Origin of the sequence: Paraburkholderia sp. WS6 (assembly GCF_030464835.1) — a bacterium.
GTDB classification, from domain to species: Bacteria; Pseudomonadota; Gammaproteobacteria; order Burkholderiales; family Burkholderiaceae; genus Paraburkholderia; species Paraburkholderia madseniana.
The window spans coordinates 113563-125472 of sequence record NZ_JALQCK010000014.1 but is presented as its reverse complement, the minus strand read 5'-3'; the positions used below and the strand labels follow the sequence as shown (position 1 = coordinate 125472).

Below are 11910 nucleotides of genomic sequence, written 5' to 3'. Positions count from 1 at the left end.
GCCTTTTTGCTGGAGCATTCGATGACCCATCTGACTTTGCAGGCCGTGACCAAGCGCTTCAACGCGGCCTATGCCGTCGACAGCGTCGATCTGAGCGTGCCCGACGGCAAGCTGGTGTGCTTTCTCGGGCCGTCCGGCTGCGGCAAGACCACGCTCTTGCGGATGATCGCCGGGCTGGAAACGCCGAGCTCGGGCAGCATCAATTTTGCCGGCCGCGACATTACGCATCTGCCTGCGAACCAGCGCGACTTCGGCATGGTGTTTCAGTCGCTCGCACTGTTTCCGCATATGACGGTGGCGCAGAACGTCGCGTATCCGCTCAAGCTGCGCAAGACCGCGAAAGACGCGCAAGCGCGCCGCGTCGCCGAATTGCTGGAACTGATCCAGTTGCCGCACATGGCGAACCGGCCGGTCACGCAACTCTCCGGCGGCCAGCGGCAACGCGTGGCAATTGCCCGCGCGATCGCCTCGCAACCGAAACTGCTGCTGCTCGACGAACCGCTCTCCGCGCTCGACGCCAAACTGCGCGAAGCGATGCAGGTCGAGATCCGCCTGCTGCAACAGCGTCTCGGCATCACGACGATCATGGTCACGCACGATCAGCGCGAAGCGATGACGATGGCCGACGAAATCGTGGTGATGGAAAAAGGCCGGATTGCGCAAGTCGGCAAGCCGCTTGATATTTATCGCGATCCGGTCAGCGAATTCGTCGCGGACTTCATCGGCCTCGGCAACATCCTGCCGGTCAGCTACGACGGCGCGGGCGGCGTCAGTCTGCCGGGCGGAAGACGCATTGCGGTTACGCAACCGGCGCGGATGCCGGAGTCCAGCAGCGATATCCGTCTGCTGATCCGGCCGGAAGACGTGTGCGTCAAAACAGCGTCCGGCGATGCCGGGCAGAACCGGCTCGCGGGCACGGTGACTTTTATCCGTGACGTGGGGGCGTCTCTGGAAGCCACGATCGATTGCGCAGGATTCACCCTGACTGCCGCGACCACACCGCGCGAAACGCCGGGGCTGACGCTCGGCATGCCGGTGTTCGCGGAATTGCCACCGCACGCGTGCAAACTGATCGCCGCCCGTGCGGCGCATTGAAACGTATCGCTGAGGCAAGGCACCGAAACGCGTCGCTGAAGCGTTCACTGAAACCCATTCCAATACCGAGTTTTCGACAGAGGAAAGACCATGAATCAGCCCCAAGTTGCCCAATCAAACGCACGCCGCGTCTTCGCCACCCTCGCCGCGACGCTCGCCTTCACCGGCCTCGGCGCACTGTGCGCCTTTTCGTCGGCCGCGCATGCGGACGCGCTCGACAACATCGCCAAGTCCGGCACGGTACGGATCGGCGTATTCGAGGACTACCCACCCTTCGGCTCGATCGGCGCGGACATGAAGCCGATGGGCTACGACATCGACGTCGCCAATCTGATCGGCAAGGCGCTCAACGCAAAGGTCGAGCTCGTGCAGGTGACCGGCGACAATCGCATGGCCTACCTCGCCGACCACAAGGCTGACATGCTGCTTTCAGTCGGCCAGACCCCGGAACGCGAAAAGGTGATCGACTTCTCGCAGCCCTACGCGCCCTACTATCTAGCCGTCTTCGGCCCGAAAACGCTGCCCGTGAAGAACGCCGCCGACCTCGCCGGCAAGTCGATTTCGGTCGCGCGCGGCACGCTGGAAGACCTGAGCGTCAGCAAGATCGCGCCCCCCAGCGCGACCATCAAAAGATTCGACGATCCTAACGGCGCAATTTCGGCGTTTCTTTCTGGTCAGGTACAGTTGATGGTAGTCGGCAACGACGTCGGCGCAACCATTCTCGCGCGTCATCCGGCGAACGATCCCGAGCAGAAGTTCTCGCTGTTCAGCTCGCCGGATCACGTCGGTTTGAACAAGAACGAGCCGCGTCTGAAGCAGAAAGTCGACGAAACGATTGCCAAGGCCCGCAAGGACGGCACCATGAACGCGATTTCGCAGAAATGGCTGCGTGCGCCGCTGCCGGCCGACCTCTGAACCTTTATTGCGCGGACCGGCCAGGCCGGCCCGCGCCGGAGTTTGACCACACGATGAGCGCCACGCTATGACCTATGCGTTCGATTTCAGCGGCTTCGGCCTGTATGCGGGGCTGCTTGCGCGCGGCGTCGCCGTCACGCTGGGGCTGACCGCCGTGTCCACCCTGCTCGGCGGTCTCGTCGGCATTGGTGGCGCAAGCATTGCGGTGGCCGGGCCGAAGTGGGCGCGCTGGGTGGTCGCGACTTACGTCGAGTTGATCCGCAATACGCCCTTCATCGTGCAGTTGTTCTTCATCTTTTTTGGCTTGCCGAGCCTCGGTATTCATATCGACGAGGTGCAGGCCGCGATTCTGGCGATGACCGTCAATCTCGGCGCGTACGCGATCGAAATCGTGCGCGCCGGTATCGACTCGATCCCGCGCGGTCAGGTGCAGGCGGCGCAGGCGCTCGGCCTGCATGGAAGGCAGGTGTTTCGCTACGTCGTGCTGCCGCAGGCGGTCGCCAACGTGTTTCCCGCGCTGCTGAGCCAGGTGCTGATCGTGATGCTCGGCTCGGCGGTGGTCTCGCAGATCTCGGTGCCCGATCTGACCTATGCGGCCAACTTCATCCAGTCACGCAATTTCCGCTCGTTCGAGAGCTACGTGATCATCACCGCGACCTATCTGGTGTTGTCGATCGTGTTGCGGCAACTCATGAACCGGCTCGGCCGTGGCCTCTTCGCGGGCCGCGTAGCTCGCGGCGGCAGCAGCGACAGCGCGCCGCGTAACTGGCGCACCCGACTGATGTGGCGCGCCGCCCGCACTCTGCCGACGGAGCGTTGATCATGGTCGAATTCACGCTGTGGGACATCGCCCGCAATCTGTTACTCGCCGCCCGCTGGACGGTGTTGTTGTCGCTGATCGCGTTTGTCGGCGGTGGCGTTGTCGGGCTGATCCTGCTCGCCATGCGCGTGTCGCCGTTGCCTTGGCTGCGGCGAATCGTTGTGGTGTATGTGGAAGTGTTTCAGGGCACGCCCTTGCTGATGCAGTTGTTTCTGGCGTTCTTCGGCCTGCCGTTGCTGGGTGTCGATGTGTCGCCCTGGGTTGCGGCAGCCGTCACGCTGACGCTTTATACCAGCGCGTATCTGGTCGATATCTGGCGCGGTTGCGTGGAAGCCGTGCCGCGTGGTCAATGGGCTGCGGGCGCGAGTCTGGGCATGACGTTCAGCCAGCAACTGCGCTACATCATCTGGCCGCAGGCGCTGAAGATCGCTGTGGCGCCGACGGTCGGCTTCCTCGTGCAGGTGGTGAAGAGCACGGCGCTCGCGTCGATCATCGGCTTCACGGAATTGACCAAGACCGGCACGATGATCACCAACGCCGCATTCCGCCCGTTCCCGATCTACGGCATGGTCGCGATGATTTACTTCGCGATGTGTTTCCCGTTGACGTGGTATGCGCGCGTGCTGGAGAAGCGGCAAAAGGTGGGGCAGCACCGATAACGCTTTCCGCGGGTCCATAAAAAAGCGGCAACCGTTTTGCACGGTTGCCGCTTTTTTCGTTGTCAGCCCGGTGCGTCTATCGAGCCGCCTGGGTCGACTTCCGCAACTTCGCCACGTCGCCCGCCGTGACAGCCGAACCACCGTTATTCCACCCGGCCCGCACGAAGGTCAGCACGTCGGCGATCTGCTGGTCGTTGAGCACCGGCGCGTACTTCGGCATCGGATACGGCGCGGGAATACCGCCGATCACCAGGTCCTCCGTGCCGTTCAGCGTCACGTTGATCAGCGAGGACGGATCCTTCTCCAGCACGTTCGGATTGCCGGCCAACGGCGCGAGCATCGGCGCAAAGCCGCGTCCATCGACACCATGGCAGTGCATGCAATACGCCGTATAAACACGCGCACCGGCATCGTTCGCGGGACGGTTCAGCGATACTTTCGTCGCTTGTGGATCGTACGCATAAGGCGGTGCGCCACTGCCGCCCGCCGGCGGTAGCGACTTCAGGTACGTCGACATCGCGGCTATGTCGGTGTCGTTCATGCCCTGCGTGCTGTTGTTGATCACACTGGTCATCGAACCGAATGCCGACGCATGGCGATTGGCGCCGGTCTTCAGGAACGCCTGCAGATCCTGATCGTTCCAGCGACCCAGGCCGACGTTGTGCTCGCCCGTCAGGTTCGCGGCGAACCAGCCGTCGAGCACGCCGCCCGTCAGGAACGCGTTGCCGCTTTCATCCAGCGCCTTTTCCTGGAACGCGACGCCGCGCGGCGTATGACACGAGCCGCAATGCCCCAGCCCCTGAATCAGATACGCGCCACGATTCCACGCGACATCCTTGCCCGGCTTGTCCTGATAGGCGCCCTTCTCCAGGAACACCATGTTCCAGAACTTCAACGGCCAGCGCATGTTCAAGGGCCATTTGATGTCCGGCTCGCGATTCGCCTGCAGCACCGGCGCGACGCCGCTCATGAAGTACGCGTACAGCGCTTTCATGTCGTCGTCGTTGACCTTTGCATACGACGGATACGGCATCGCCGGATACAGGTTGTGCCCGTCTTTCGCGACGCCTTCGCGCATCGCCTTCGCAAAGTCCTCTTCCGTGTAATTGCCGATGCCGGTTTGCTGATCCGGCGTGATGTTGGTGGTGTAGATCTGGCCCATCGGCGTGGTCATCGGCAGGCCGCCCGCGAACGGTTTGCCCTTCGGCGCCGTATGACAAGCGACGCAATCGCCAACCTTCGCCAGATAGGCGCCGCGCTGCACCAGCGCCTGATCCGCGGCTTGCGCCGGAACTTCCGTGAGGAACGGTAACGCCATACACAGCGCAGCACCGAAACCCTTCAGTGTGTTTTTCATGTTGGGCTCCAGTCAGGCGGTTTGTAGTTGACTACCGACGGGCAATTGCCGCAGCCGCTTGCCGGTGGCCGCAAAAATCGCATTCGTCAGAGCCGGCGCGAGCGCCGCCGTCCCCGGCTCGCCGATGCCGCCAGGCGCCTCGCTGCTCTTCACGATATGCACCTCGATCGGCGGTGCCTGATCGATGCGCAGCATCCGGTAGTCGGTGAAGTTGTTCTGCTCGACTCGACCGTCCTTGATCGTGATTTCGCTGTAAAGCGCCGCCGTGATGCCGAAGATGATGCCGCCCTGTACTTGCGCTTCGATCGTGTTCGGATTCACCACCATCCCGCAATCAACCGCACACACGACCCGCTTGACGGCCACCTCGCCCTGATCGACCGCAACGTCGACCACCATCGAAAAGAAGCTGCCGAACGCGTGCATCACCGACACGCCGCGCCCCTGGCCCTTCGGCACCGCGCTGCCCCAGTTCGCCGCCTGCGTAGCGGTATTGAGCACGTTCAACGCACGCGGCGTTTTGCCCAGCAGATCCTGGCGGTATTTCACCGGATCGATTTTCGCCTGCGTGGCGAGTTCGTCGATGAAACTCTCGACCACGAAGGTGCCGCGCGTCGGCCCCACGCCACGCCAGAATGCAGTCGGCACCGCATGCGGTTCCTGGCGCACATAGTCGACCAACTGATTCGGCAGGTCGTACGGCAGGTCCGAGGCGACTTCCACCGCATCCGGGTCGACACCATTCTTGAACGCGGGCGGCGCGAAACGCGCCAGGATCGACGAGCCGACAATCCGATGCTGCCATGCGATCGGCTTGCCGTTCGCGTCGAGGCCGGCGGAAATCTTGTCGTAGTAATACGGCCGGTACATGTCGTGCTGGATGTCTTCTTCACGCGTCCACACGACCTTCACGGGCGTCGACACCTGTTTGCCGATCTTGACCGCCTGCGTGACCATGTCGAACTCGAGCCGCCGGCCAAAGCCGCCGCCGATCAGATGGTTGTGCACGACAATCTTGTCCGCGGGCAAGCCGGTGACGGCAACCGCGGCGTCCACCACCCGCGTCGGCACCTGCGAGCCGAGCCAGATATCACAACCGTCGGGCCGCACGTGTACCGTGCAGTTGATCGGCTCCATCGTGGCGTGCGCGAGGAACGGCTGCTGATACACGGCGTCGACGCGCGTTTTCGCGTTTGAAAACGCGTTGTTCACGTCGCCGTCTTTACGCGCCACCGCACCGTTTCGCTGCGCGGCATTGGCGAGATCGTCGACGATCTGCTTCATCCCGATCTGCGCGCCCGCGCCTTCGTTCCATTTGATATCCAGCGCCTGCAAACCGCGTTTGGCGGCCCACGTGTGATCGCCGATCACTGCGACCGCGTTATCGACTTTGACGACCTGGCGCACGCCGGGAATCTTCTTCGCGTTGGTATCGTCGACGCTCGCGAGCGTGCCACCGAACACCGGGCAGTTCGCGATGGCCGCGTAGACCATGTCCGGCACGCGCACGTCCAGTCCGAACATGGCGGTGCCGTCGACCTTCTCGGGCGAATCGAGGCGCTTCACCGCGGTGCCGATCAGCTTGAAGTCTTTCGGGTCTTTCAACTTGACGTTCTGCGGCGCAGGCAATTTGGCGGCCGCTGTCACCAACTGGCCGTAGCCAATGCTGCGATTGCTCGCCACATGAATCACCTGACCGGCTTCTGCATGACAGCTTGCCGGATCGACTTGCCATTGCTGCGCGGCGGCGCTGATCAGCACCGTGCGCGCGGTCGCGCCAGCCCGGCGCATCGGCTCCCATGCATAGCGGATCGACGTCGAGCCGCCGGTGAGCTGGCCGCCGAGCAGCGGATCCATGAAGAGCTTTTCGTTCGGCGGTGCATGGTCGAGCGTGACCGAATCGAGCGGCACTTCGAGCTCTTCGGCGATCAGCATCGGGATCGACGTGTAGACGCCTTGCCCCATTTCGACCTTCGGAATCACCAGCGTGACCTTGCCCGCTGTGTCGATCTGGATGAACGCGTTCGGCGCGAACACGCCGCTCTGTGGCGCTTCATCCCCATCGCCGCCGATCACTGATTTGCCGGCTTTCTGGTCCTGACTGACGGCCGACATGCTGAAGCCGAGCAGCAAGCCTCCGCCGGTTGCCGCGCCTACCGTGACGCCAAATTTGAGGAAGGTGCGGCGCGAGATGCCACCCTTCGACGACTGCGCGCCGTTTTGTGAATCGAGCAATCCCTGGGACATGTCAAGCCCCCTTCGCGGCTTGCTTGATCGCCGCGCGGATGCGGTTGTACGTCCCACAGCGGCAAATGTTGCCGGCCATGGCGGCGTCGATATCCGCATCGGTTGGATTGGGGTTGCTCGCGATCAGCGAGGCCGCCGACATCACCTGCCCCGACTGACAGTAGCCGCATTGCACGACGTCGAGCTGACGCCATGCCTGCTGCACCTTCTGCCCGGCCGGCGTGCTGCCGACCGCTTCGATGGTGGTGATTTTCTTGTCGCCCACAGCCGCCGCCGGCAGCACGCACGAGCGCGCCGCGACGCCATCGAGATGCACGGTGCATGCGCCGCATTGCGCGATGCCGCAACCGAACTTGGTGCCGGTCAAGCCGACGAGATCGCGCAACACCCACAAGAGGGGCATGTCAGGCGGTGCGTCGACGGTATGCGTCTGGCCGTTGATGTTGAACGTTGTCATGGGCGGCTCCGGGTGGGGTTTATTGTTTGTCAGGCGGATGTTTAGACAGAGACGTCGAACCAAAACGCAAAGACTTGCCGGGTTTATTCGACACGCCGTGCTAATACGCGATGCGGCTGCGGTTCAATGCGTACAGGAGATGATGCGCAGCGCGAGTGCACTGGAAGAGACCTGGAAATTGTAGCCGTGGATAAAGAAGTTCGCAGACAGGGTGCACATGTCCGCAGCGTGTCCACGCATTGAGAAAGACGCAGCCGCGGCCCCTGCCGCAAGTGAAACGAGATTTAAATCAATGCGTTACCATTGCGACACCGGCTTGATCTGATGCGCTTCGCGTGCGCGCATCAATCTTATTTATTGATGCATCTTCGAGCGATTTTGTTAGCATGGATCTGGCTTGACCCGATCGCCCGGCTTGATCCGGCATGACTATCCGAAGGAGCGGCAAGATGAACGACCAGCAATGCATTCAATTCCTCTCGGAAATTCGCAAACCGCTACTGGCGCTGCATAAGTCGATTCTCGATCACGAGCGCGCGTCGTACGAAAAGGAATTCGGCCCCGTGACCCCGGCGGCCTTCCTGCAGGTGCTCATCAACGGCTCTGCGTTCCGCTGGCTCACGCCGCTCTCCACGGTGATCGCCAACGTCGACGAAATTCTCGACGACAAGGAGGCGGACGCCGCCGATCGGCTCGCCGCAGCCGAAGCCGTCTCTGGCCTCTTTTCACCCGACCAGCCCAACAACGCATTCCTGCCGCGCTACTTGCCGCTCCTGCAAGCCGACCCGGCGATCCTGCATCACCACGGCCAGGTTTCGCAATTGCTGCGCGGCGCTGAAGCGAAATAGCCGGTGGCGCGTCACTTCACCGGGGCTTCGTTGGCGTTAGCCAGAGCTGGTCGCCGTGGTGGAGTGCGGCAGTGCCGCATCCGGTATTGATTGAGCCTTCGGCTCCCGAATTTGCTCACCATTGCCACGCGCACATTTTGGTTGATCACGCGTCGTTTCGTTGAATACCGAATCGACGCGTCCTCGACGATTACCAGGCTTCCCGAATCCAGCCAACACAAAAATACCTTGTTTCAAGGTGATTTATGCTCGTTTCGTAACAGTGCGCTGTGTCAGCACCACGCACCGATCGATCCGGCGACGCCGTGAGTCAGAGTCTTTTGAATTTGCCTGGCTTTGCCGACTAAAACAAAGGTGAGCTTTTGCGGGAGGTACCCGGAGGATGCTGCGAAAAGCCGGTCAGCGCGCTTCGGAGCACCCTGCTAAGGTAAGCAGACTTTCTCGTGACGCTCATCACCATGCAAAACTGGCTGCTTCCCGAAAGCTATACGTTCCGTGATCAAACCGTGCGTTTTCGCGTGACCGGCAACGGCCCGCCGCTGGTGCTGGTTCATGGCACACCGTTTTCTTCGTATGTGTGGCATCGCATCGCCCCGCATCTCGCGCAAGTTCGCACCGTGTATTACTACGATCTGCTTGGCTACGGCCAATCCGAGCAACGCGACGCTCAGGATGTCTCGCTCGGCGTGCAGAACGTGCTGCTGGCGGAATTGCTCGCGCATTGGCAACTGACGAATCCGGACATCATCGCGCACGATTTCGGCGGCGCGACTTCCTTGCGCGCGCATCTCATTGACGGGTGCGACTATCGCAGCCTGACGCTGATCGATCCGGTCGCCGTCGCACCATGGGGGTCGCCGTTCGTGCAGCACGTGCGCGAACACGGCGCAGCCTTCGCCGGGCTGCCGCCGTATATCCACGAAGCGGTCGTGAAGGCATACGTGCGTGGCGCCATCGCTCGCGACATTCCGGACGAGGAACTCGCGCCTTATGTAACACCGTGGCTCGGCGCAATGGGACAAGCCGCGTTCTACCGCCAGATCGCCCAAATGGATCAGCGCTATACCGACGCGGTCGAAACACGTTATCCGCAGATGCGTTGCCCGACGCAAATCCTGTGGGGCGAAGACGACCAGTGGATTCCACTCGAACGCGGCCGGCAACTGGCGGCGGTCATACCCGAGGCGCGCTTTCAGGCAGTGCCCAAGGCCGGTCATCTGGTGCAGGAAGATGCACCCGAAGCGATCGTCGCAGCGGCGCTGCGCTGGTTCGATTGAAGGAAGGCGCGTTACCGGTAGCCGATCTGATCTGCCCTGTAGTCGAACCGGATGCGAGGATGTGACAAAGCAGCGATACCGGCAAATGACTAACCGGGATCGCTGCTTGTTTGGTATTGGCGAAAAATCGTCGGCTAATTCCTAGGCTCGCCTAGCCGCGGCCTTGCGGCAAATACGGCATCGGATCGATCGGCTTGCCGTCGCGGCGCAACTCGAAGCCGACCGAGACGCGCGAGTTGTTCTCATCGCCCATCTCGGCAATCTGCTGGCCTTGCCGCACGATGTCGCCGATTTTGACCAGTAGCTTGCGGTTATGCGAGTACGCGGTCAAAAAGTCCTTGTTGTGCTGAACGATGATCAGACTGCCGTAGCTGTTCAAACCGGTGCCGGCGTACATTACCTTGCCGTCGGCCGCGGCCCGCACCGGATCGCCGGCCTTGCCGCCGATTTCGATGCCGCGTGTTTCGCCCGGCTGGAATGCTTCGACTACACGGCCACCTGCAGGCCATGCCAGCGATACGCCGTTTGCATGCCGGGAGGTTTGCTGCGCGACTTCGCGTGCCTCGGCGGCGCTGGGCGCGGGTGATGGCGTGGCGGACTGCGCCGTTGCCTGCGACGTGGTTGCCGCCGGCGCCTGCTGCGCGGCAAGCGGAACAGCCGGCGCGGCGGCTGCCGCGTTTGCTGCCGCATTGGCCGAATTAACCGCCCGTACCGTTTCCGGCGAAGCGACGTGCAGCACCTGCCCGAGCTTCAACCGCGAGGAGGGCTTGAGGCCATTCCACGCCTGCAACTGCCTGACACTGCAATGATGATGCTGCGCGATGCGTGCCAACGTGTCGCCACGCTTGACGCGATACACCAACGGCGGCGATTTTTTAAGCGGCGTGCCGTCGTCGGCGGCTGGCTTGACCGACGAACCTGCGAGCGCATCAGAAGCCGGCGCTGCAGCCGCAGCCGGCACACCGGACGCAGCCGACGCGTCCGATGCCGCGCCGTTTTGCGCACCCTGCTGCCCCACATTCGCACAACCGCTGACCGCCAGCGCGACCCACACGCCGGCCAGACTGGCCATCATTGTTCTGTCGAAACGCTTTCCCAACATGTTCGACTCCTGCTTTTTATTGGCGAGCCGGATGCGGCCCTGTCGCGTGCGATGCGCGCGTTCTGACGAAGCGCTGCTTTCTGTCGCGACACAGCGAGGCCGCCTCGTGCGGCGCCCATCCGTGCCCTGCCGTCCAACCCAAGCCCTTTCGCTTCACCGGATGCCGGATGCCCGGACGCCCAAAAACAGCCGATCTTCCGCGAAAAGGGCCAGATTGCCGATTAAAATTCACGCGGAATTGTAAAGTGCATTTTGCAAAAAACGTCCCGGCTCACACAAACAGATACAAACCTTACTCACGGTGTTGCAGACACGGTTGCATCCGCAACCAGTCCGGCGCCGCATGTCCTGGAGCCTCCGCTGCTCGGTGCTGGTCCAGTGGCATCAGCCGGCACATCAGGTCCGTCCGCGCCGCACGCGCGGTGTCGGCCTGGTGTCTCTACGCGCATGATCGCGAAGACCCGCAAACGGCTGCGTCGCCCGACGACCGGACGATAACGTTTGCTTATCGGCAGAACACTGCGAAAACTTGAATTGCCGGTACGCGAGACGAGGAGCCAAGGGGAAATGCGCAGGCGAGCGGACGGACAGGCGTGCGCCCGCCCGGCTCGCAGCGACTGGCCTGGCCTAGCTGTAGGTATGACCTTGATACAGCACGTAGCCGACCGGATGATGCGTGAAGTGCAGCACCGGCAGAACAGGGTTGTTGTTGTCGGCGGTGGGATAGGCGCTGGCTTCGGCGATGTATTCGCCTTGCGCCTCGATTGGCTGCCCGGCCTGCAGACCGGGGATTGCCTGCGCGAGCCCTTCGCTGTCGCCGTAGCGCACGGCAACGAATACTTCGGTACCGACCAGGTTCTGCGTGCCGCCTTCGAACTTCACGACCTTGTCGATCCTGATGACGAATTGCTGGTGATCGGCGGCGTGGTGGAATTCCGGGCTGAGGAACACCTTGCTGATCGTACCCTGTACGCAAGCCAGCGGTGCACCCACCGAATGAGGGTCACTATGATGAGGAAGAATCTGCGTGGCGAGATGACTCATGAAGTCTCCGTGAAGGACATCGGACCGGTCTACGGCGAAACGTACGGCGCGCCGCCGGACGGCAACGGCGCGATACCGTTTGAGCAGAC

At 62.4% G+C, this 11910-nt stretch carries 11 protein-coding genes; 6 read left to right on the top strand and 5 right to left on the bottom strand.

Annotated features, from left to right (window positions below):
- Nucleotides 1-21 precede the first annotated feature (21 nt).
- The 4 genes from M0D64_RS18675 to M0D64_RS18660 all read left to right on the top strand — a co-directional run bounded on the left by M0D64_RS18675 (nt 22) and on the right by M0D64_RS18660 (nt 3489).
- Nucleotides 22-1095: an ABC transporter ATP-binding protein gene (locus tag M0D64_RS18675; protein WP_266258807.1), complete on the top strand. Its 1074-nt coding sequence runs from the start codon at nt 22-24 to the stop codon at nt 1093-1095.
- A gap of 90 nt (nt 1096-1185) precedes the next feature.
- On the top strand, nt 1186-2010 hold the full coding sequence (locus tag M0D64_RS18670) for a transporter substrate-binding domain-containing protein (RefSeq protein ID WP_154565297.1): 825 nt from the start codon (nt 1186-1188) through the stop codon (nt 2008-2010).
- 67 nt (nt 2011-2077) lie between these two features.
- A complete protein-coding gene (locus tag M0D64_RS18665) occupies nt 2078-2830 on the top strand; it encodes an amino acid ABC transporter permease (RefSeq protein ID WP_171926991.1) in 753 nt (250 codons plus the stop codon).
- Nucleotides 2831-2832: 2 nt separating this feature from the next.
- Nucleotides 2833-3489 carry an amino acid ABC transporter permease gene (locus tag M0D64_RS18660; RefSeq protein ID WP_171926992.1) on the top strand — a complete coding sequence of 219 codons (657 nt, stop codon included), beginning with the start codon at nt 2833-2835 and terminating at the stop codon, nt 3487-3489.
- 76 nt (nt 3490-3565) lie between these two features.
- Here the strand turns inward: M0D64_RS18660 and M0D64_RS18655 are convergent, their stop codons facing one another.
- Genes M0D64_RS18655 through M0D64_RS18645 form a run of 3 tightly spaced genes read right to left on the bottom strand, consistent with a single transcriptional unit; the run spans nt 3566 to nt 7550 of the window.
- Entirely contained in the window at nt 3566-4846 is a 1281-nt protein-coding gene (locus M0D64_RS18655) for a cytochrome c (protein WP_266258806.1), read from the bottom strand.
- 12 nt (nt 4847-4858) lie between these two features.
- Complete coding sequence (locus M0D64_RS18650; RefSeq protein WP_266258805.1) at nt 4859-7093, bottom strand: xanthine dehydrogenase family protein molybdopterin-binding subunit; 2235 nt, start codon at nt 7091-7093, stop codon at nt 4859-4861.
- Nucleotide 7094: 1 nt separating this feature from the next.
- Nucleotides 7095-7550, bottom strand: coding sequence for a (2Fe-2S)-binding protein (locus M0D64_RS18645; protein ID WP_266258804.1), 456 nt, complete (start codon nt 7548-7550; stop codon nt 7095-7097).
- 449 nt (nt 7551-7999) lie between these two features.
- On the opposite strand from M0D64_RS18645, the gene M0D64_RS18640 reads away from it, so the two are divergent.
- Nucleotides 8000-8398 (top strand): hypothetical protein, encoded by a 399-nt coding sequence (locus tag M0D64_RS18640; RefSeq protein ID WP_154565293.1) that lies wholly within the window; start codon nt 8000-8002, stop codon nt 8396-8398.
- A 458-nt stretch (nt 8399-8856) separates the two neighbouring features.
- The gene (locus M0D64_RS18635; protein WP_266258851.1) at nt 8857-9675 is read left to right on the top strand and encodes an alpha/beta fold hydrolase; all 819 of its coding nucleotides are present in this window, start codon (nt 8857-8859) and stop codon (nt 9673-9675) included.
- A gap of 151 nt (nt 9676-9826) precedes the next feature.
- On the opposite strand, the gene M0D64_RS18630 is transcribed toward M0D64_RS18635, so the two are convergent.
- On the bottom strand, nt 9827-10777 hold the full coding sequence (locus tag M0D64_RS18630) for a peptidoglycan DD-metalloendopeptidase family protein (protein ID WP_266258803.1): 951 nt from the start codon (nt 10775-10777) through the stop codon (nt 9827-9829).
- A 627-nt stretch (nt 10778-11404) separates the two neighbouring features.
- Nucleotides 11405-11821: a hypothetical protein gene (locus tag M0D64_RS18625; RefSeq protein WP_266239175.1), complete on the bottom strand. Its 417-nt coding sequence runs from the start codon at nt 11819-11821 to the stop codon at nt 11405-11407.
- Between the last annotated feature and the right edge of the window lie 89 nt (nt 11822-11910).

Coding starts and splice junctions, on each gene's coding strand:
- M0D64_RS18675 (WP_266258807.1), top strand. CDS start 22: ATGACCCATCTGACTTTGCAGGCCGTGACCAAGCGCTTCAACGCGGCC.
- M0D64_RS18670 (WP_154565297.1), top strand. CDS start 1,186: ATGAATCAGCCCCAAGTTGCCCAATCAAACGCACGCCGCGTCTTCGCC.
- M0D64_RS18665 (WP_171926991.1), top strand. CDS start 2,078: ATGACCTATGCGTTCGATTTCAGCGGCTTCGGCCTGTATGCGGGGCTG.
- M0D64_RS18660 (WP_171926992.1), top strand. CDS start 2,833: ATGGTCGAATTCACGCTGTGGGACATCGCCCGCAATCTGTTACTCGCC.
- M0D64_RS18655 (WP_266258806.1), bottom strand. CDS start 4,846: ATGAAAAACACACTGAAGGGTTTCGGTGCTGCGCTGTGTATGGCGTTA.
- M0D64_RS18650 (WP_266258805.1), bottom strand. CDS start 7,093: ATGTCCCAGGGATTGCTCGATTCACAAAACGGCGCGCAGTCGTCGAAG.
- M0D64_RS18645 (WP_266258804.1), bottom strand. CDS start 7,550: ATGACAACGTTCAACATCAACGGCCAGACGCATACCGTCGACGCACCG.
- M0D64_RS18640 (WP_154565293.1), top strand. CDS start 8,000: ATGAACGACCAGCAATGCATTCAATTCCTCTCGGAAATTCGCAAACCG.
- M0D64_RS18635 (WP_266258851.1), top strand. CDS start 8,857: ATGCAAAACTGGCTGCTTCCCGAAAGCTATACGTTCCGTGATCAAACC.
- M0D64_RS18630 (WP_266258803.1), bottom strand. CDS start 10,777: ATGTTGGGAAAGCGTTTCGACAGAACAATGATGGCCAGTCTGGCCGGC.
- M0D64_RS18625 (WP_266239175.1), bottom strand. CDS start 11,821: ATGAGTCATCTCGCCACGCAGATTCTTCCTCATCATAGTGACCCTCAT.